The 19,753-nt window shown below is 61.0% G+C and carries 14 protein-coding genes; 2 read left to right on the top strand and 12 right to left on the bottom strand.

Annotation, left to right across the window (positions count from 1 at the left end; genetic code table 11):
* Positions 1 to 21: 21 nt before the first annotated feature.
* The 6 genes from ACE3TJ_RS16650 to ACE3TJ_RS16625 form a co-directional block, all read right to left on the bottom strand.
* Positions 22 to 825 carry a hypothetical protein gene (locus ACE3TJ_RS16650; protein ID WP_374598142.1) on the bottom strand — a complete coding sequence of 268 codons (804 nt, stop codon included), beginning with the start codon at positions 823 to 825 and terminating at the stop codon, positions 22 to 24.
* The gene (locus ACE3TJ_RS16645; RefSeq protein WP_374598140.1) at positions 822 to 2,366 is read right to left on the bottom strand and encodes an acyl-CoA carboxylase subunit beta; all 1,545 of its coding nucleotides are present in this window, start codon (positions 2,364 to 2,366) and stop codon (positions 822 to 824) included. The genes ACE3TJ_RS16650 and ACE3TJ_RS16645 overlap by 4 nt, the downstream gene beginning before the upstream one ends.
* The gene (locus ACE3TJ_RS16640; RefSeq protein WP_374598139.1) at positions 2,363 to 3,130 is read right to left on the bottom strand and encodes an enoyl-CoA hydratase/isomerase family protein; all 768 of its coding nucleotides are present in this window, start codon (positions 3,128 to 3,130) and stop codon (positions 2,363 to 2,365) included. The genes ACE3TJ_RS16645 and ACE3TJ_RS16640 overlap by 4 nt, the downstream gene beginning before the upstream one ends.
* The gene (locus ACE3TJ_RS16635) at positions 3,127 to 4,233 is read right to left on the bottom strand and encodes an NADH:flavin oxidoreductase (RefSeq protein WP_374598137.1); all 1,107 of its coding nucleotides are present in this window, start codon (positions 4,231 to 4,233) and stop codon (positions 3,127 to 3,129) included. Before ACE3TJ_RS16635 ends, ACE3TJ_RS16640 begins: the two co-directional genes overlap by 4 nt.
* Positions 4,234 to 5,511 (bottom strand): MFS transporter, encoded by a 1,278-nt coding sequence (locus ACE3TJ_RS16630; RefSeq protein WP_374598135.1) that lies wholly within the window; start codon positions 5,509 to 5,511, stop codon positions 4,234 to 4,236.
* A 195-nt stretch (positions 5,512 to 5,706) separates the two neighbouring features.
* The gene (locus tag ACE3TJ_RS16625) at positions 5,707 to 6,426 is read right to left on the bottom strand and encodes a TetR/AcrR family transcriptional regulator (protein WP_374598133.1); all 720 of its coding nucleotides are present in this window, start codon (positions 6,424 to 6,426) and stop codon (positions 5,707 to 5,709) included.
* Between the two features lie 218 nt (positions 6,427 to 6,644).
* On the opposite strand from ACE3TJ_RS16625, the gene ACE3TJ_RS16620 reads away from it, so the two are divergent.
* Together ACE3TJ_RS16620 and ACE3TJ_RS16615 are read left to right on the top strand one after the other, a co-directional pair.
* Positions 6,645 to 7,547: an SDR family oxidoreductase gene (locus tag ACE3TJ_RS16620; RefSeq protein ID WP_374598131.1), complete on the top strand. Its 903-nt coding sequence runs from the start codon at positions 6,645 to 6,647 to the stop codon at positions 7,545 to 7,547.
* Between the two features lie 171 nt (positions 7,548 to 7,718).
* A complete protein-coding gene (locus tag ACE3TJ_RS16615) occupies positions 7,719 to 9,353 on the top strand; it encodes a flavin-containing monooxygenase (RefSeq protein ID WP_374598129.1) in 1,635 nt (544 codons plus the stop codon).
* A 14-nt stretch (positions 9,354 to 9,367) separates the two neighbouring features.
* Here ACE3TJ_RS16615 and ACE3TJ_RS16610 read toward each other — a convergent pair whose 3' ends face one another.
* From ACE3TJ_RS16610 to ACE3TJ_RS16585, 6 genes are all read right to left on the bottom strand, one after another.
* On the bottom strand, positions 9,368 to 10,162 hold the full coding sequence (locus ACE3TJ_RS16610; protein WP_374598127.1) for an enoyl-CoA hydratase-related protein: 795 nt from the start codon (positions 10,160 to 10,162) through the stop codon (positions 9,368 to 9,370).
* Positions 10,159 to 12,273, bottom strand: a complete 2,115-nt coding sequence (locus tag ACE3TJ_RS16605) for an acetate--CoA ligase family protein (protein ID WP_374598125.1) — start codon at positions 12,271 to 12,273, stop codon at positions 10,159 to 10,161. The genes ACE3TJ_RS16610 and ACE3TJ_RS16605 overlap by 4 nt, the downstream gene beginning before the upstream one ends.
* 44 nt (positions 12,274 to 12,317) lie before the next feature.
* The gene (locus ACE3TJ_RS16600; RefSeq protein ID WP_374598123.1) at positions 12,318 to 13,439 is read right to left on the bottom strand and encodes an NAD(P)H-dependent flavin oxidoreductase; all 1,122 of its coding nucleotides are present in this window, start codon (positions 13,437 to 13,439) and stop codon (positions 12,318 to 12,320) included.
* A 33-nt stretch (positions 13,440 to 13,472) separates the two neighbouring features.
* Positions 13,473 to 15,620 carry an acyl-CoA dehydrogenase family protein gene (locus ACE3TJ_RS16595; RefSeq protein WP_374598121.1) on the bottom strand — a complete coding sequence of 716 codons (2,148 nt, stop codon included), beginning with the start codon at positions 15,618 to 15,620 and terminating at the stop codon, positions 13,473 to 13,475.
* The gene (locus ACE3TJ_RS16590; protein WP_374598119.1) at positions 15,617 to 17,158 is read right to left on the bottom strand and encodes an acetyl-CoA acetyltransferase; all 1,542 of its coding nucleotides are present in this window, start codon (positions 17,156 to 17,158) and stop codon (positions 15,617 to 15,619) included. Before ACE3TJ_RS16590 ends, ACE3TJ_RS16595 begins: the two co-directional genes overlap by 4 nt.
* A gap of 76 nt (positions 17,159 to 17,234) precedes the next feature.
* A complete protein-coding gene (locus ACE3TJ_RS16585; protein ID WP_374598117.1) occupies positions 17,235 to 19,688 on the bottom strand; it encodes a TonB-dependent receptor in 2,454 nt (817 codons plus the stop codon).
* Positions 19,689 to 19,753 lie beyond the last annotated feature (65 nt).

The raw sequence follows: 19,753 nt of genomic DNA, 5'->3' as shown, positions 1-19,753 counted from the left end.
TTGCGATCAGGATCGAGCGTATCATCGGCCGAGCGATCGAACGAGATCAAGGCGATTGCGGACGATGCGACCGCGCCTCACGCCGCCGTTTTCGACATGAACGAGACCGGCCATATGCAGCCGGACGGGTGTTCCCGCCTCCCCCGCAACGTCGGCGTCTGGAATGAGGCCGCCGTGCTGCGTGAGATGGAAGGCGACCGCATTACCGCAGGAGAAGAAATCATTGATCTCCACGTGGCTCTGCGCGACGAGCGGCGACGCTGCAATGCCGGTCCACTGATCATCGAGAAGCACGCCGGGCGTCTTCGCCAGCGCGCCGCTTTCGAGCCATGTTTTCACGACCGCTTCGGCCTCAATATCGGGCGCCTCGGCAGCAGTGGTCCACGGCGAAAGTGCCGGGTGATCGACGAGATCGGGAATACCCGTCCGCAACTGCCGCTTCCGCGCCAGATAATCCTGCTCGACGTGGTTCATAACGAGCTTCTTGCCGTTCCACTTGTAGAGCCCGATACCGCCCCAAGCGCAGCCGCGATTGTCGTGGGCACGCGACCTGCCATGCTCCGAAAACCGCATCACCAGACGTTCGCCCGATGTCGCGATCTCGTGGACCGTGAGACACAGGTTGGGGAACTGCTCCATCTGCTTGGCGGTCGCGGCGTGATATTCGGTATCGCGTCCGCGCACGAAATAATCGCCCATCCGCAGCACATAATCCGCTTCCATGATGGCCGGCGTCTGCGACTGGTCGTTGCGGTTCGTATAATCGAGCACATAGTGCTTCATCAGCCGGAGGAAGGCCGGCGCGTCGGCAAGCGAGAGCGTCATGGGCGGACTCTTTCCGCCTGAACACCCCAGGCATAGTCGATCGCGGACACAAGCTTGGCGCGCGTTTCGCCCGGTTCGATAACATCATCGAGCGCGATATACGCAGCCGCCTCCCAGGGTTCGGATTCAGTTTCCCACTCCCTGCGGAGTTCCGCCGCGAGCGTCGCCGCCGCCTCATCTCCCAGCTCTTCGCGAACCGCATCAATCTTTCGCCGATACACGGTTCTGACGCCGGTATCGGGCGCCATGAATCCCATTTCGGCGGACGGCCACGCGAAGAGAAAATCAGGATGCGTGGGCCGGCCGCCGAGCGCGAAATGACCGCCGCCGTATGCCTTGCGGATGATCACGCCGATCTTGGGCACATTGGCCGTGGAGATTCGCAGCGCAAGTTTCTCGTAAGCTTTGAGAATGCCGGACCGTTCGGCACTGGTGCCAACCATCAGACCCGGCACGTCGTGCAGGAACACGATGGGCAGGTTGAAGGTATCGCAGAGATCGACGAATTCGCGTTCCTTGTTGAGCGCATCCGCATCGAGCGCGCCGGCACGGACGATGGGCTGGCTCGCGACGAAGCCGACCGGCTGCCCTTCGATCCTTGCAAGACAGGTGATCACGGACCCGCCCCATTCGTCGCCCCAGGGGAAGAGGCTGCCCGCATCGGCGATCGCTTCGATCACCCGGTACATGTCGTAGCCATCCTTCGCGCCGAGCGGCACGATTTCGGCGAGGCGCGCCGGATCGACAGCCGGATCGCGCGCGGGTGCGACGGGTGCCGGCAGGTTGCTGTTCGACGGCAGGAACGACAGAAATGCCGCGATCGCGTCCATCGCCTCCGCTTCACTTTCGGCGACGGCGTGAGCATTCCCGACAGCGAGAGCCTTCGCGGGACCGCCAAGCTCCTCGTCCGTCAGCTTCTCGCCAGTTGCCGGTTCGATCACGGACGGCCCGACAAGCGCCAGCGAGGCCGAGCGCAGCATCACGACAAAATGCGCCGTCGACGCATGCAAGGCGGAATCACCGTAAGACGGCCCGAGAACCGCCGCTGCGCGCGGAACGAGCGGACCGCCGTCGGTAGGCGCAAGGAAGGTTTTGAAATCCAGCGGCAGGTGCGAAAAGCGCCAACCCATCACATCGGGAATGCGGCCACCATCGGCATCACAGAGGAGAACGATCGGGAAGCCGTTGCGCTGGGCGATCTCGATAAGGCGCCCCTGCTTGCGCATGCTGGTCGGCGCAGTCGTTCCGGCGACAATCGAGCTGTCGATGCCGATAACGCCGACGTGGCGGCCATCAAGCCGCGCGAACCCGGTGACGACGGCATCACCCGGCACATGCTTTGTGCGCAGTTCCGGCAGAGCAAGCGCGCCGATTTCAAACCAGCTCCCCTCGTCGATCAGCAAATCCACGCGTTCGCGCACCGGCAGGCGCCCCGATGCCCGGTGACGCGCCAATGCGTCTGGCCCGCCCATTTCCCTTGCGCGTGCCTGACGTGCCCGAAGATCGGCGATCAGGCTCGCCATGGTCCGATCTTCGCTCATGCTTTCTCTCCAAAGCTGGATACCGCCGCGCGAGATTCCGGCGTGGAATGCAGTGCCGTCACCATTTCGATCGACTGTGCGACACGGGCCGGATCAATCGCCGTATCGATCAGCGCCTTCCCTGCCGCAATGGCTGCGGGCGGTACCGCCGCAACCTTTCGCGCGAGGGCAAGCGCATCATCCATAAGCCCGTCCACCGTCGAAAGACGCTGGACAAGACCAAGGCGCAGCGCACTTTCGGCATCAAGCTTTTCCCCGCCGAACACCATGAATTTCGTGATCTGCGCACCCACGACGGACGGCGCCCTCAACACGCCATAGCCGGGCACCAGCCCGAAACGCGCCTCTGGCATTGCGAATACGGCATCATCCGCTGCGATCACCATATCACAAGCCATCGCCACTTCGCAGCCACCGCCTAGGGCAAGCCCCCTTACGGCTGCGACTGTCGGCAGCGCGCACCGCGCGATAGCATCGAACGTCGCCATGGCATCGATTTGGAATGCGCGGCGCTCCTCTTCCGTGGAGAGTGCCGCGAAACTCTTTACGTCGCCGCCCACGCAGAATGCGCGCGTTCCCGCACCGCGGAAAACGATGCACCGCGCGCCCGCCTCCTCCGCCCAAACCAGCGCAGCGCGAAGATCGGGCCAGAAAGCCCGGTCCATCGCGTTCAATTTTTCCGGTCTATCGAACGTTACGAAGCCGACCGTCTCATCAAGATCGACGCGGATCATTCCACGCTGCCAGTTCGGCGGCTGGCTCATATCAATTCCTCCAAAGCACTCCGATCGAAACGGCGCAGTTCACTGAACCGCCCTTCCCGAACCTTATCCACCCATTCCGCATCGCCAATGAGCGCGCGGCCCACGGCGACCAGATCATAATCACCTCTTGCAACGGCATCCGCCAGTGGCTGCAGGTCATCATCCGTACCGGCCTCGTCACCGATATCGGTGACGGAGAGCGGCGCGCTGAGACCAACACTGCCAACCGTAATCGTCGGCCGCCCTGTCAAACGCTTTACCCAGCCCGCCAGATTGAGCGCAGAGCTTTCGAATTCCGTTTCCCAATAACGGCGCTGCGAGCAATGATAGATATCGACACCAGCCTCTGTAAGCGGCTTCAGGATGGCGCCCAAAGCCTCCGGGTCTGTCGCCAGGCGCGCGGTGTAATCCTGCTGCTTCCACTGCGATATGCGCAGGATGAGCGGAAAGTCCGGTCCGACCGCGCGGCGTACTGCCGCGACGATCTCCGCCGCGAATCGCGTTCGCTCCACCGCGGTTCCGCCGTAGGCATCTTTGCGGCGGTTGAGCGGCTCCCACAGGAATTGGTCGAGAATATATCCATGCGCGCCGTGAATCTCGACACCATCGAAACCAAGGCGCCGCGCATTATACGCCGCTTTGCCGAAGGCATCGGCGATATCCGCAATGTCTTTCGCGGTCATTTCCTGTCCGCTTGCCGAGGCGCCGGGTTTGTGAAGGCCCGACGGGCTCATCGGCGGAAGGTGAGGGTTTGGCAGATCCTGCTTGGGATGGCGCATCGCACCGACATGCCAGATCTGCGGGGCGATCTTGCCGCCTGCCTCGTGCACCTCTTCAACCACGCGTCGCCAGCCATCGAGGCCAGCGCCGTGGAACGCCGGAATCCGCAGGGAATGGGAGGCGACGGGATGGTCGATCGTCGTCCCTTCCGTAATGATGAGACCAACGCCGTGCTCTGCGCGCCGCCGATAATAGGCTGCGACGTCGCGGCCCGGAACTTCGCCTGGCGAGAACCAGCGCGTCATCGGCGCCATTACGAGCCTGTTCGGCACGCTGAGGTGGCCGCCCGAAAACGGCGTGAACAAAGGTTCGAGTCCGCTCATTTAATCAACTGCCGCCACGCGCTTGAGGGAAGCGCGATAGTGCGGAAGCGCGCGAAATGCGAGCCACGCTCCAACCGCCGCGCTCGATGCGCAAACAATCGAAAGTGAAATGCCGACCTTCGCCGGATCGCGGAAGACGACATCGGTGAACAAGGCGACGATTGTGGGCGCGATTCCGAGCCCGACGACCGCCACCAGGAAAACATACATGGCCGAGGCCAGCCCCCGCATTCCGTTCGGTGTGGCAAGTTGCAGCGCGGATGCTGCCATGGCCTGCGGAAGGCTGAAAAAGAATGTCGCGACCGCTGCAGCCGCAAGAGCCGTGCCGTAAGTCGGTGCGAGCGACAGCGCAATGCTTGCGGGGACAAGGGCGAGCGCCGCAACGGCGGCGACGATCACCGTGCCGCCTTCATGCCCGCGCTGTTCGATCCACCTGCCGATTGCAGGTCCGCTCAGCACGCCGAGCGTACCCATCACGAGGACGAGCGCGCCGTATTCGAGTCCCATCGATGCCGAATCCGCGCCGTGACGGCGCATCAGAAATGCAGGCATCCATGCGGGCAGTGCGTAAAGAACGATGATGATTCCCGTCATCGCGGCATAGAAACGCCCGAAGAAGGCGCGGCCTGCCCAGAAGAAGACCAACGTTTCCTTCAGCGTGTAGATTTCCGCCGCGCCCCCTTCATTGGCGAAGCTGCGTCGCGGAGGTTCGCGCACGACAAGCGCGGCAAGGCCGAGCAAGATCCCCGGAAAACCGATGGCAATGAAGACGAACTGCCAAGGCTCCAGCCCTGAGAAAATCTCGTGCCCGCCGATAACGCCCCCGGCCGCGCCGATCAGCAACCCGCCGAAGACAAGCGCAAGACCGGCGCCGAGGTAAGGCCCGATCAGAAAGATGCTCATGGCGCGCGGCAGGCGCTTTCGGTCGAAATAATCCGACAGCATCGACCAGGCCGCCGGCGATACGCACGCCTCCGCGGCGCCGACGACCACGCGTGAGGCAAACAGCGTCCCATAGTCCGACGACAAGCCGCAGGAGATCGTGCCCAGGCTCCAGACAATCACGCCCGTCACGAGAATGTTCCGGCGATTGGCGCGATCGGCGAGACGACCGAAGAACGGACTGAACACCACATAGGCTGATGTGAAGGCGAGCCCTTGCAGCAGGCTCACCTCCGTGTCCGACAGGATGAAGCTGCGCTTGATCGGGTCGACGAGAAGATTGAGGATTTGCCGATCGATGAAGGCCACCGTGTAGATCGCCGTGAGAAAGAACACCACGACCCAAGGGTAGACATCGGAGGCAGAAACCTCTTTTTTTATCATATCGTTACGCGAAATCTTAGACACCTGCACTCATACCACCCTCGCCTCATCTCTGAGCAGGCCTAACACAGTTATCAAACTGCTGGAAGGTAGAATATTGAGTTGCGGAACGACCACGTTTGCAGCAGCGGCAAACAGCGCGCGTGCCTAGGCTTCGTCGGGCTCGAGCCCCTCTCGCAGCGCCAGGATCGTCGCCTTCAGCTCTGCCGACGGTTTTGGAATAAACCCCGCGATCAGCGACAGAACAGCCAGTTTCAGACACGTACTGAGCTGTGAAAGCGGAATGCGGCCGCTGAGCGCATCGTTTATCACGGAAAACTCTATGTTCGCGATCTGAGCAATAAGCAGATCGCGTTCCGCATCGCTCAGCGGATTGGCCTTCGAGGAGGCAAGCTCGCACACGAAGCTTCTGACGTGCGAAATCGCAATATCCCTAAGAATTTCGTAAATACTCGGGTCGATGTTTGCAGAAAAAAAGATAGGCGCAAGGGCGCTTGAATACGCCTCATTACCGATAATGATATCGGTCAGGCGGTCAAAGCGATCAAGAAGGCTTGGAAGCGTCTTCGGTTCTAGGTCCGCGCCCGATTCTTCAATGTTTTTGTAAAAGAAGTCCTTGATGGCAACGCCAATGATAACTTCACGGCTACCGAAATATAAATAGAGGGTCCGCAGTGCAACGTCAGACTTTTTGCTGATCTCCCGGATTGTGACGCCGTTGACCCCTTCCTCCTCGATGAGCTGCAGCGTGGCCTTCAGGATTCTCTGGCGCCGCTCCACCATCGAGCGGCTGTTGTACGGTCGCTTCTGTCGCGGCGGGTCTTCGGAAGCATTTGGCTCCTCCGTGGCTTTTTTTCTGTATTTCATTAGGGCTTTGCTCCCAGACCCGCATCGAGGCACCCCTCCCTCACACGTTCGCCGGAAAGAGGCCCGTACCCGGGCTATTAAAAAAAAGCGGCCAGGACAACTCGGCTGATATCGAAAACACTGGTCGTTTCCCACAAATCCCACCGCCGCGGAAGGCTTGCGTCCAGACACTCCAATGTTATAACTTGTTATAATAACATCAGCCGCTCGCACATTTGATGCGCATGAACGTGAATGGCATGGGGAGGACGGGCTTGACCTTGGGGATTGGAAAGCGAGCCGCCTTGATTACCGGTGGGTGCGGCGGAATGGGCATCGCGTGCGCCCGTGAATTCGGGCGATCGCAGGACCTCATCCTCGCCGACATTTCCCAGGATCGCCTGGCCCAGACCAGCGCGCAATTGAAGGATGAAGGATATAGCGTTTCGGCCACGATCGCAGGCGATATTGCCGCCCCCACAACCATGGCCGCGATCGCTGAGGCCATTGATGCACACGGATCGCTCGGCACCATCGTCCACACCGCCGGACTTTCTTCCGGCATGGCGGATTGGCGTGCAATCCTGCGCACCAACGCCCTTGGGACCGCGATGCTGCTCGATGCGCTGGAGGCCCGCCTGAACCCAGGCAGCGTGTGCGTGCTCATCGCTTCAATCGCGGGCCATCTTGCGCCAGCCGACGCCGAGGTAGATGCCCTGCTTGCCGCCCCGACAGAAACCTCCCTTGAGGTGATGGAATCGCACCTCCAGCGGCTCGCAGCAATGATGACGGACTCGAAGTCGTTTTCTTATTCAGGCCTGAGCGGCCCGGCCTACGGCGTTTCCAAACGTGCGACGATCCGTATGGCCGAGGCCCGCGCCCCATCGTGGGCAAACAAGGGCGCGCGCATCGTATCGCTTTCGCCCGGACTTATCTGGACACCGATGGGCAGATTCGAGGTAGACCAAGGAGAGGCTGCCGGCGAACTGCTGAAGGAAACCCCGATCCGGCGCTGGGGAACGCCCATGGACATCGCACGGGCAGCAGCCTTCCTCGCTTCTGATGACGCATCCTTCATCACCGGTACCGACCTCAGGATCGATGGCGGCATGGTACCGTTCCGCCTTCGCGGGAATAGCTGACCCATCCCGCCGCCAGCAACCGACCGCCGTTGGCGAATTCGGACTGCTACCCTCAACAGACTGAAATTGCATAGAATATCCAGTCTCACATATATTTGCATATTTTATATAACTTGATATATCAATATCAACATCGAACAACGAAAAGCCTATACAAGCCAGGAGGGAAGGATGACCAACACCGCCGACGAGGAGGTTCTGGACGTACTGATACTCGGCGCGGGCTTTGGCGGCCTCCACAGCCTGCATCGCCTGCGCGAAGAAGGACTGAAGGTGCTGGCGATCGAAGCAGCGCCTGACACGGGCGGCGCCTGGTATTGGAACCGGTATCCCGGCGCACGTTGCGACGTTGAGAGCCTTGCCTACTGCTACACGTTCTCACCGATCCTCGACGCGGAATGGAAATGGACCGAGCGATATGCCGGACGCGACGAGATCTGCCGCTATCTGCAATGGGTTGCCGACCGGCTGGACCTTCGCAAAGACATCCGCTTCAATTCCAGACTGACGAAAGCCGCATTCGACAAGGCGAGCGGCCTTTGGGAATTCGAGACGGAAAACGGCGCCCACTATCGCGCGCGGCACTTCCTGTCGTCTCCAGGCCCCATATCGGCGCCCATCATGCCGAATATACCGGGCCTCGACACGTTCCGGGGCGAGGTGATCCACACGGCGCGCTGGCCAGAGACGTATCCGGATTTCGCCGGAAAACGTGTGGGCATTATCGGCACAGGTTCATCGGGCACACAGGTGATTCCAATCGTTGCCGAACAATGCGGGCACATGACCGTGTTCATCCGCACTCCCAATTTCCACGCGCCGGCACGCAATCGCCCGCTGACGCAAAACGATTACGATTGGTGGGAACAGAATCGCGATTTGACCCGCGATCGTCTGCAGAACTGTCTGAGATGGGGCGGCGGCGACCTGATGCTGGACGACAGCATCAATGACGCCATGTTCCGCAAAGCTTCCGAATTCACGGACGAAGAGCGTCGCGAAATCTACGAAAGCCGCTGGGAATGCGGCGGCGGGGTCGTCGGCTGGGCGTTTTGTGACGCGATGATCGACAAGGATGTCAACGAAGAGGCGGCGAACTTCCTGCGCAGCAAGATCAAGACAATCGTGAACGACCCCGACGTCGCGGAAACATTGACGCCGAAAGGCTTCGCCTACGGCACGAAACGCTGCACGGTCGGCACCGATTTCTATGAGACCTTCAACCGCGACAATGTCGACCTCATCGACGTGAAGACGAGTCCGATCGAGCGCTTCACCGAGACAGGCGCCATTGTGGACGGGCGAGAAATCCCTCTCGATTTCCTGATCTGTGCGTCGGGCTTCGATGCGCTTACCGGGGCGCTTACCGTTATCGACGTTCGGGGAGAAGACGGCCGATCCCTCGCCGAGGTCTGGGGAAACGGACCGCACACCTATCTCGGGATCAGCGTACAGGGCTTCCCCAATTTATACATGATTGGCGGCCCGGGCAGCCCCTCCGTCCTCACGAACGTCGTGATGACCAATGAAATGCAGGTCGACTGGATCGCGGACCTGATCTGTTACACCGAAAAGAACGGCTACAAGCGCTGCGAGACTACCGCCGAAGCCCAAGATACGTGGACACAGCACGTAAACGATCTGGTGAAAGGCAATCTCTGGGAAACGGCGGACAGCTGGTATGTGGGCTCGAATGTTCCGGGCAAGCCACGCGTCATTCTGGCCTACGTAGGCGGCTACGGCACCTATAAGGCACGGTGCACCGAAGATCGCGAGCAGGGATACCCCGGTTTCCGGTTTTCCTAGGCGGTGTGGACCGTTCAGTCGGTCCAGACCGGCGCACGCTTTTCGATGAAGGCTTTCGCACCTTCGGCAAGGTTGGGCGAGGCAAGGACGTTGGTGACGACCTCGTCCTGAAGCCTGAGATTTTCCGCCTCCCCGCGATCGGCGGCAAAGCGCGTCAACCGCAGGCTTTCACGGACGGAAAGTGGTGCATTGCGAGCGATCGTTTCGGCAAGCCGTAACGCTGCCGCGACCTCTTCGCCCCCCGCCACGAGATGATTGACGAGGCCAAGTTCATACGCGCGCTTCGCGCCGATCGGTTCTCCGGTCACGACCATCTCTATGGCGACCGGACGCGGCAATACATTCGTGACCCGGTACGCACCGCCGGCCCCCGCGATCAGCCCGCGCTTCACCTCGGGCAGAGCGAAACTCGCCTTTTCTCCAGCGATGATCATATCGCACGCCAGCGCAATTTCGGTTCCGCCGCCAAACGCCGCCCCCTGCACGGCAGCGATCCACGGCTTGCTCTTCGCGGCGTAGACGAAACCCGCAAAGCCGGTTTCCGGCCTCGCAAGCTGGAGCGCCCGCCCGGCGGCGACTTCGCGCAGGTCTGCGCCGGCGCAGAAGGACTTGCCGCGCGCCGCAAGAACCGCTGCGCGGACGGTCTTATCTGACTCTATCTGTATCACACAGGCTTCAAGCGCCTCCGCAATGGCGACATTGACGGCATTGTGAGAATCGGGACGGTTCAGCGTAATGAGCACGACATGCTCGCCGACACGCTCGACCAGAACTTCGCCGAGCGTTCCAGACGTGTCCGCCGTACTCATCGTGTTTCATCCTTCCAGATCACGAGACCATCGAGAGCCTCCACATCACCGCCGCGAACGAGGAGCGGATTCACCTCGAGAGAGTCCAGATTCGGGCCAAGCGCCAGCGCGGCCTCTCCGATACGGACGATGGCATCGGAGAGGCGATCGAGATCGGCGACGGGCGTGTTTCGGAAACCTTTCAGCAGCTTGGCGCCCCGAAGGCGATCCAGCATCGAGACCACATTTTCGCGGGTTACCGGCAGCGGAGAAATCGCAACATCGGCGAGGAGTTCGACGAGGACGCCGCCGAAGCCGACCGTGATCATCGGCCCCCATGTGGGGTCACGCGTGACCCCGACGAGCAGTTCCACCCCGCCCTGCCGCATCGGAGACATGATAACGCCCTCGATCCGCGCATCGGGACGCGCGGTCTTCACCGCTTCCAGCAACGCTTCGTAAGCAGCGCCGACATCTGCGCTCGCCACGTTCAGCCGAACACCGCCAACCTCGGTTTTGTGCGCGATGTCTGGCGACAGGATTTTGAGCACGAGCGGCCCTTCGATTCCGGCGGCCTCGGCCTCCGCGCGGGAACAAACGACAGCGGCCGGGATGACGGGCACACTTTTTTGCGCGAGATAATCAAGGACGGCGCGTTCCGACGACAATGCCGGCGGCAGCGCGGCCTGTTCGCGCGCCGGATTCAGATGCTGAGCAGGCTTGCCTAGTTCCTGCGACCACCATGCCGCATGGGAAGCTGCGCGCAGCATGGATTCAATGCCGCACACGACATGCGGAAGATCATGCTCCTTGATGGCGGCGCGCGTTACATCCGTAAGAGATTTCGCCGTGGTCGTGACCATGACAGCAGGCTTATCGAGCCCTTTGACGGCCCTGCCGATCGCCGTGAGCGCAGGCGGAAGCCCTGCGCTGTCTTCCGACGTGGGCACGGCGATGTTGATGCCGACAATGCCGATCTGCGGGGCCGCCGCCGCCACCGGAATGATCCTTTCGAGCATTGCCGGATCACCCATGACCGCACCGGTTACGTCGAGCGGATTCATGGCAGAGGCGAAATCCGCCATCAGCGATTTCAGCGCAGCGGCTGTTTCAGGTGGCGGAGGAGGTACGAGAAGTCCTACGGACTCTGCGCCGTCCGCCACAAGCGTGCAGGCGCCGCCCGAAATGGAGATGAAACCAAGGCCCGGTTCGGGGAGCGGCCCGGTCGCGGCGAGCATACCCGCTGTGGTGATCAGATCCTCGGTCGAATAGACGCGGATAATGCCAAGGTGCGCGCAAACCGCATCGAAAACGCGGTCGTCTCCCGCAAGCGAGCCCGTGTGTGCCTTCGCAACGGCGGTCGCAAGCTCGCTGCGCCCGATCTTCAGGATCACGATCGGTTTGCGCTTTTCACGCGCGCGAAGCGCGGCGCGGGCGAAGGTTTCCGGATCACGAATGGATTCAGAGAAAATCGCAATGGCGCGCGTGGGCTCGTGGTCGACGAGATAGTCGACGACATCCGACAGGCTGAGCTGTCCCTCGTTTCCGGTTGCCGCGACGAAGCTTGTGCCGATGTTCTGACTGTTTGCGAACTCGTTGAGCTCGCTCGCCGTCGCCCCGCTCTGCGAGACGATGGCAATGCGCGGCTCGAGGATCGGAAAGACCGCCGGGATCGACGACACCGGCGCGCGCGCGCTGACGTTGTTGAACCCAAGCGAATTCGGCCCCCAGAAAGTGACGCCGAGCGCGGCTGCCTTGTCGACGAGCGCCTGCTGCAGGGCCGCGCCCGCGTCTCCCGTTTCAGCGTAGCCGGATGTGAGGATCACCATGTTCCGAATGCCTGCAGCCGCGGCATCCTCCATCGCGCTCAGCACCACCGGCTGGGGCACGAACAGGAACGCGACATCAACCGGCTCCCCGATATCGCGGCACGAGGCATAGCCTTTTACGCCCAGAACATCGGCGGCATTCCGATTGATCGCATAGACCTTGCCTTCAAATCCGAAGTCCCGAAAGTTTCTGATGATGAAACTGGACCACATCGACCGTTCCGTCGCACCGACAAGGGCGATGCTGCGCGGCTCGAAAAGTGTGGAAAGGCGGTGCGCGGAGCGCTTTGGGGCATCGGCCATTAATCTCTCCCTGCAGCAAGCAGCTTTGTGCCCGCGTGATCTCTTCAGCTCTCGATCGTCGACATGAGGCTTTCGATGGCATCTGCGAAATCGGATTTGAACTCCTGCACGACGGCTGTTGCGGAGCGCACGGAATCGACGAGGCCGACACCCTGCCCTACCCAATAGCTCACCAGCCGTTTCGCATCCGCATTCCCAGTGTCCGCCGCCTTGTCGATACGCGCGAAGGTGGGGATGCTGATCATCGCCATCATCGGCATCGGGAGCGCACCGGGGCTCCCGGCCCCATCCCAAGCGGCATGCCATTCAGACCGCAACTGGCGGCTCGGCTTTCCGGTACGCGTTTTGGAACGGATAGTGTCGCGCGAGCCAGCGGCGACCATCTTTTCCTTGAAGGTTTCGCTGGTTTCCGCCTCGGTCGTGGCGAGCCAGACAGAGCCCGTCCACGCCCCCGCCGCGCCCATCGCCATGCAGCCCGCCATCTGCGCGCCGGTCATGATGCCGCCCGCCGCGAGCACAGGCACCTTGCGGATCGGCGCGATCGCGCGGATGACTTCGGGAACGAGCACGAGCGTGGAAACCTCCCCGCAGTGTCCGCCCGCTTCGCCGCCTTGCGCCACGATAAGATCGACACCGGCGTTCACCTGGCGGATCGCGTGCTCCTTTGCGCCGACGAGAGCGCCGACCGGAACACCGTGACGACGTGCGCGGTCGATCATCGATTCAGGTGCGATGCCGAGCGCATTCACGATCAGCCTGATAGGATGGCGAAACGCGACATCCATCAACGCCTCCCCCACCTCCGGCAGTGTCGTTGGCGGAATATTCGCGACGACGTCGCCGGGCTTCACCGGAATGTTGTGCGCCTTCAGAAGATCGACCGCGAAATCTACATGCTTCTGCGGGATCTGCTGCAGGAGGCTGTCCATATCGAAATTCGTGCCGAGCGCCTGATTTTCGGGAATGAGGATATCGACACCATAGGGCTTGCCGTCGACGTGATCGTCGATCCAGCGCAGTTCCTCCTCGAGCAGTTCGGGTGTGAAGCTCGAACCGCCGAGCACACCGAACCCACCCGCCCTGCTGACCGCAGCCACAACGTCGCGGCAATGGCTGAATGCGAACAGCGGGAATTCTGCGCCTACCAGGCTCTTAATCGGTTCCATCTTCACTCACTCCCTTTCTGAGACAGCGCGATCTCACCGCCCGAGCCCAAGGCCGCGCTGCGCGATCATCGACCGCTGGATCTCGTTGCTGCCGCCGCCGACGACGTACATGATCGACGTGCGCAAGATCTGCTCGATCGCCCCAGCCGCTGGCGCATCCGTCGCGCCTGCGGAAAGCAGTGCTTCGCCGCCGAGAAGATCGATCGCCGTCTCGGTGATACGCTGCGCAAGCTCGCTTGCGTAAACCTTCGCCATCGCCGCCTCGACGAGCGGCACATGATCGCCCATTGGCGTGATCGAACGCAGCGTGAGCTGGCTGCTTGTCAAGAGTTCGCACGCAAGCCTACCGATCGCGTCGGCTGTGACGGAACAGTCGCGCAGTTCACTGTCCCGCCGAAGATGCTCGACAAGGGCTTCGAGCAGGATGCGTAACTGGAACACGAAGCCGCCCATCGCGATGCGTTCGTTTGCAAGCGCCCGCGACAGAATTTTCCAGCCGCCGTTCTCCTCGCCCAGCCGCCAGCTTGCGGGCAGGCGCACATTATCAAAGAAGATGTTGCAGAACGTCTGGCCGTACATGGCCATCATCGGTCGAACAGAGATGCCGGGGCTGTCCATCGGCAGGATGAACAGGCTGATGCCGCCGTGCCTGACCGCGGGATCGGGATGCGTTCGCGCGGCGAGGATCATGTGCGTCGCGCGGTGGCCATCGGTCGTCCATATCTTCTGGCCATTGATGACGTAATCATCACCCTCCCGCTCCGCCTTCGTGCGGAGGCTGGCAAGGTCGGACCCGGCTTCCGGCTCGCTGTAGCCAAGACAACCCGTGATCTTGCCCGCACGCAGGCCGGGCAGCAAAGCCTGTTGCAGCGCGTCTGTCCCATGCGCGATGATTTCCGGCGCCATGATCCGGCAGCTGCAGATCAGCGGATAATCGGATACGCCGGTCTTCAACAGCTCTTCGCTGAAGGCAAGCTGTTCAAGGGGCGTCGCATCTAGCCCCCCTGCAGACTGAGGCCAGTTCAGTGCGGCCCAACCGTCCCTTCCCAAGCGCTCGGCGAATGTCAGATTCCAGTTTCGTTCGGAAAACGGCTTGCCGGAATGCGCGGCACGTTCCGCAGCAGACCAGTTCGCATCGAGCCAAGCGCGGAGGTTCGCGCGAAATTCTGCGGCCGGATCGTCCTCGCGCGTGAACAGGGCCTTCATCCCCTGAGCTCCATCCTTCAGGATACGAGTCCCAAGATCGCGCCGGGCACCGCGCATGGCTTCGCAGCGGGCAACATCTCCATGGACGCGTCGGAACAGGGCGGGTGCTTCGTGCTCCTCGGCAAAGCCCACGGCGCCGAAACAGTGCTGCGTTTCAAGCGCCACCTGCCGCAGGGACAGCGCCGCGAACGCGGTTGCAGACTCCTCAAGCGCCGTCCAGCCCGCAGAACCGCTGTCATAAGCTTGCGCGGCCGCCGTGAATTGCAGACGGCACCCTTCAAGAAGCATGTGACTGTTGGCAAGCTTGTGCTGAACAGCCTGAAAGCTGCCGATCGCCTGACCGAACTGCCGCCGGACCTTGGCATACTCCACAACCATCTCGAACCCGCGTTCCGCGGCTCCGAGTGCGCGTGCCCCAAACCCAAGGCGCACAAGTGCAAGCAGATTGCGCATTTCGGCGTCGGATAGAGCAATCGCTTCACAAGGGGCGTTCTCCATCCCCACATCTGCAAGGCCCGGAAGCAAAGCCGGCGTGGCGACGACAGAGACACCTGTCGTGCGGAGCGGCAGGATAAGGACATGGTTGTCGAGGCAAAGCAGAAGCTGATCGGCGTCAGCGGCGCCTTCGACAAGACGAACGCGGCCACTTGCCGTGCCGCCGGCGTGGCGGATATCGCCTTCGCGCGCAAAACCGATCGCAACCCGCCGGCCGCTTTCGATGTGTCCGGGCACAAAGATGTTGGCGACCGCGGACTCGAGCACGGGAAGCGACGACGCCGCGCGCCCGAGTTCTCGCATCACCAACACAAGATCATGAAGACCTGTTTCGCCGTCGACGCACAGCATCGACAAGCCCTGGTCGACAGCCGTTTGCCAGATCGCAGACGCCGAGCCACGCTCCGCCACGGTGGACGCGAGCATCCTGCGGACCGCAGCCTGAAGAATTGCATCGTGACCGTGCGCGCCAGACATCATCCCGGCCCGCCTGCGCTCATGGCTCGCCGCCACACGACATAACCGTCCTCGGCCGGAACGGCGACGCCCTCCGTGCCCACGGGCTCGGTTGCGCCCGAAACCAGGAAGCTGAGTGTCGCCTCATCCTCCGGCGGAACACGGCAGAGGAAACGTGCGCCGTCCGGCGAGCGGCCGACGATAGTGCCGTAGCGTGGAGAACCATCACGGCCATAGGGGACTGTATAAGCCTCGATCTGGCCCGGGCCGACATAGTGATCATCAAGCGGCGGGATTGCGCCACGCTGGGAGTCCGCCTCGTCCTGATAATCAAAATTCTGCGGAAACAGTCCTTCTGTCATCTGGCTGCTGATCACGATCGTATGATTGTGCGTTGCAAAACCGCCGTTTGCGAAGATCAAACCATGACGACCACCTTTCCGCAGCTTCTGCGTCATCACGACAGCCGCGTGCATCATGCAATTGCCGATCGGTCCGCCCCCGAAGCTTAGTCCACCGTATACGCTCGGCAATTTCTCCAGCGGCCAGCCGAGAACCCGGCGCGCCATCTTCGCAACACAGGGGAAGCAATTGTAGAGTTCCACAAAATCGAGATCCTCAGCGGAAAGCTGATTGAGCTCCATCGTCCTGCGGATGGACACGGCCATCGCAGGAGAGGCCGCATAACTATCGCGCGCAAGAAAATCTTCATCTTCGTGCGCGGAAGCACCCCGACCCACGAAAACCAGCCTGTCCTCCGGAATACCGCTTTCGCGCGCCATGCCGAGACTGGTCAGGATGAGCGCTGCGCCCTGATTGACGGCGCTGTTCGCGACCATGAGCTTTGTGTAGGGATATGTGACCATCCGATTGCCCGGTGAGACCGCCGTGATCGCTTCGGGCGCGTAAGGCTCCCGTATCCAGGCGCCGTCGTTCTCTGCCGCCGCGCGAGCATAACCGGACCACAGGATTCCCGTTTCCCGCTGGGCGTCGGCGTGGCTTTGCTTCCACGCCGCGCGCGTGGCGGTCTCATAAAGGGGATAGACATCCGCGGGCGTTATCAGCCCGTATTTGCGAAGAATCGGCCTGACCGATCCGTCGAGCAAATCGCTCATCATATTCGATCTGCCTGCCCCTTCCGCCTTGCGCGCAGTATTGCGGTGGGCGGCCGTGCGCAGCGCTTCGGCGCCGACGACAGCGGCCACCTGCGCGTTGCCCGAGGCGATCATATTGGCCGCATGATTCAGCAGAAGGACGGGACCATCACCGCTCGGCTCCCGGGTCAGCATCGTCGATTTTGGGGAGAGAGCCATCCTCTGCAGAAGATGGGGTGTGATCGGCTCCCTTGCGGGCCAGGCCGTGATCCCGCTGCTCACCTGATTTTCGATGCCGAGAAAGTCGGTGCGTGCGAGCCAGTTTCCACCGGCATCATCATCCGCACGCTCGAGTGCGAGCGCCATGAGGTCTAACGCATCGAGACCAGCCGCAGGGTCTTCATTCCTGTCGTTGATCTGCGCGACCCCGACGATGACGGGAATCGAATAAACGCCGTTATCGGTCATGCTGCTCATCTGGAAAAAACATGCACACTCGAAAAAGCGAAGGGAGCCACAAGATGTAGCTCCCCTCCAACCATGATCAGAACTTCACGGTGCCCTGCACCATGAACTGGCGTCCACGGTTCGGTATGCCCATGATCTGAACCGTATCGCCCACAGCCGGGGCAGGCGCACCGGGCTTTTCGGCCATATACGACGTGTAATATTCGTTCGTCAGATTACGCCCGATCAACGCAACTTCCCACCGTTCGTCGGACCTCTTCAGGCGCACGCTCGCATCAAAAAGCCAGAAGCTGTCCTGAACCCCGGCTGGATTGCCATTTTCAAGTGCGAAATAGCTATCGCTGAAGCGCGTGTTTCCTGAAAGACCGACCACGAAGTCGTCGCCTGCCGGAATATCAGCATTGAAACCTGCCGTCGCCGTCCATTCGGGTGCACGTGCAAGCGCCTGGCCCGAGCGCTGCTGGGAGAACGTGCCGTTCCCATTATCCACGTTGCAACCGAGTGCTGCGGTCTGGCCGCCCCAGCACTGCGATAGGTAATCGAGGAAACGGGCACGATTATACGCGATTCCGCCGTTGAAACTCAGCCAATCGTTGGCGCGCGCGTTAAAATCGAACTCCACGCCCTTGACTCGCGCTTCGGCAGCGTTGGTGATGATGAAGCTTGTGGTCGATGCGTTGAAAGAGTTCACCTGCAAATTCGAGTATTTGTAGGAGAAAATCGAACTCGTTACCGTTAACGCGCGATCCATCAACCTTGCTTTAATGCCGCCTTCAAAACCCTTGATCTTCTCCGATTTGAACCGGATCGAATCAGAGGTAATCGTTGCGGGAATAAGGTTCGTGCTGATACCGAAACCACCGGATTTGTAACCCGTCTTATAGGCGACATATGTGGTGAGATCCGATGTCGGACGCCAGGACAAGGTCGCTTCCGGTGAATAGTTGCTGTCCTTGAACTTGTCTGTGAAGACCTGCCCCTCAGCCGCCAGGACTGTTCCAGACAGCGGAGGATGAACATAGGTGTTCACAATGCTCGAATCCTTGGTTTCGTGCGTGTAGCGCACGCCGCCAGCGAGTTCGAGTTCGGGCACGATCTTCCAGATCAGCTGTCCGAACACCGAATAGGTGTTGCCCTTGGTATCACCCGGCTTTTCCCACGTGTGATATTTCCCCGTGGCGGCGTCGACCGGCAGCGGCGCGATGAGAGCTGCGTTGAAGAAGTCGTGCTTCGAGTGCTGGTAATATGCCCCGAGCATGAAATTCACCGGGGAATCGAACGATGACAAGAGCCGGAACTCCTGGCTGAAGGACCTGAATTTCTCCTGCTCAGCAGCATCGTATGCCATGTAGAGTGTGGCATCGTAATTATCGAAATATTTCGAATTGCTGATGAAATATCCCGTAACCGATGTGAGCGTGAGATTTTCGAAATCATAGTTCGCTGTCAGGCTCGACAGCAGCATCTTTGTTTTTGTGTATGGATCCTGCTTTGCGATCGGCCAGTTATCCGCATAGCCGTTTGGCAACGCACCGTTCGAGTAGTTGCGATCCAGCTTGCAATCGCCGTAAGGATCGACGGCAACAGTCGGAATTCCCGCGTAGACGACTGTCGGCGTGGTATAGCCACCGCAGTTGACGAGTTGCTGACCCGCCGACGGCCCGTCATCATTGCGGACCATGCCCGCAACCTTGAGCGTGGCGCTGAAATCGCTTCCTTCAGGCTCAAAGGCAAGGCTCACACGACCGATAAACTCTTCGTCGCCCGGCCGCGAGGTTTTCGGCGCCTGCGGCAGATTGTTCGGCCCTGCGAACGGCGAACTCGTCAATTGACCGGCGTTGTTCCGAAGCCAACCGTCCAGGTGGCGGTAGCGAACCGCAACGCGTGCAGAAAAAGCATCAGACAGCGGCCCGGAGACTGCCCCTTCCACCAGCGCTTCGTCGCCGACGAACTCGTAGCCGACGCGCGCGTAGCCTTCTAAAGTGCGCGTGGGAGATGCCGACGTGATATTGATAACGCCCGCCGGGCTGTTCTTTCCGAAGAACAACGCCTGCGGCCCCTTCATGACTTCGACCTGAGCCAAATCGAGCATACCGAGTTCCATGATGCGCGATCGGCCTGTCTGGATACCATCCACGTTGATCGAGACCGCCTGATCGAACCCCGCGTTGCTCGGCGATGTACCGATACCACGTAGCGCGATAACGCCGCCGCCGCCGCTCGATGAACGGTCGATGGTGAGAGAGGGCGCGAGCTTTGCGAGATCGCGGGTATCCGTGGCGCCGAAGCGGCTCAGTGTCTGCGCGTCGATCGCACTGACGGCAACGGGAGCCTCGATAAGCGTTTCCTTGCGCTGGCGTGCCGTGACGATGATTTCGCCGGCATCCTGCACGATCTGATCCACAGCCTCGCCTGCGGGAGCCTGCGCCGCCGCCGGCGCACCTCCGAGGACGAGTCCGGCGATTGCCGACGTGCACATCAATCCAATTCGACAAATCTTCCCTGAAATACCGGTCTCATTGTTTGTCATTTCTCACTCCCCTGGTCTTGATATCCGATTTCACAAGATTTTTTGATCAAGTCCCCGTACCACCA

This window comes from Sphingosinicella sp. (assembly GCF_041916975.1).
GTDB lineage: Bacteria > Pseudomonadota > Alphaproteobacteria > Sphingomonadales > Sphingomonadaceae > Sphingosinicella.
Note: the sequence above shows the minus strand (reverse complement) of the source record. Positions and strands in the feature narration are given on the sequence as shown.

What these genes read in the sequence shown, in the direction of transcription:
- ACE3TJ_RS16650 (WP_374598142.1), bottom strand. Translation starts at nt 825, where the DNA reads ATGACGCTCTCGCTTGCCGACGCGCCGGCCTTCCTCCGGCTGATGAAG.
- ACE3TJ_RS16645 (WP_374598140.1), bottom strand. Translation starts at nt 2,366, where the DNA reads ATGAGCGAAGATCGGACCATGGCGAGCCTGATCGCCGATCTTCGGGCA.
- ACE3TJ_RS16640 (WP_374598139.1), bottom strand. Translation starts at nt 3,130, where the DNA reads ATGAGCCAGCCGCCGAACTGGCAGCGTGGAATGATCCGCGTCGATCTT.
- ACE3TJ_RS16635 (WP_374598137.1), bottom strand. Translation starts at nt 4,233, where the DNA reads ATGAGCGGACTCGAACCTTTGTTCACGCCGTTTTCGGGCGGCCACCTC.
- ACE3TJ_RS16625 (WP_374598133.1), bottom strand. Translation starts at nt 6,426, where the DNA reads ATGAAATACAGAAAAAAAGCCACGGAGGAGCCAAATGCTTCCGAAGAC.
- ACE3TJ_RS16620 (WP_374598131.1), top strand. Translation starts at nt 6,645, where the DNA reads ATGCGCATGAACGTGAATGGCATGGGGAGGACGGGCTTGACCTTGGGG.
- ACE3TJ_RS16615 (WP_374598129.1), top strand. Translation starts at nt 7,719, where the DNA reads ATGACCAACACCGCCGACGAGGAGGTTCTGGACGTACTGATACTCGGC.
- ACE3TJ_RS16610 (WP_374598127.1), bottom strand. Translation starts at nt 10,162, where the DNA reads ATGAGTACGGCGGACACGTCTGGAACGCTCGGCGAAGTTCTGGTCGAG.
- ACE3TJ_RS16605 (WP_374598125.1), bottom strand. Translation starts at nt 12,273, where the DNA reads ATGGCCGATGCCCCAAAGCGCTCCGCGCACCGCCTTTCCACACTTTTC.
- ACE3TJ_RS16600 (WP_374598123.1), bottom strand. Translation starts at nt 13,439, where the DNA reads ATGGAACCGATTAAGAGCCTGGTAGGCGCAGAATTCCCGCTGTTCGCA.
- ACE3TJ_RS16595 (WP_374598121.1), bottom strand. Translation starts at nt 15,620, where the DNA reads ATGATGTCTGGCGCGCACGGTCACGATGCAATTCTTCAGGCTGCGGTC.
- ACE3TJ_RS16590 (WP_374598119.1), bottom strand. Translation starts at nt 17,158, where the DNA reads ATGACCGATAACGGCGTTTATTCGATTCCCGTCATCGTCGGGGTCGCG.
- ACE3TJ_RS16585 (WP_374598117.1), bottom strand. Translation starts at nt 19,688, where the DNA reads ATGACAAACAATGAGACCGGTATTTCAGGGAAGATTTGTCGAATTGGA.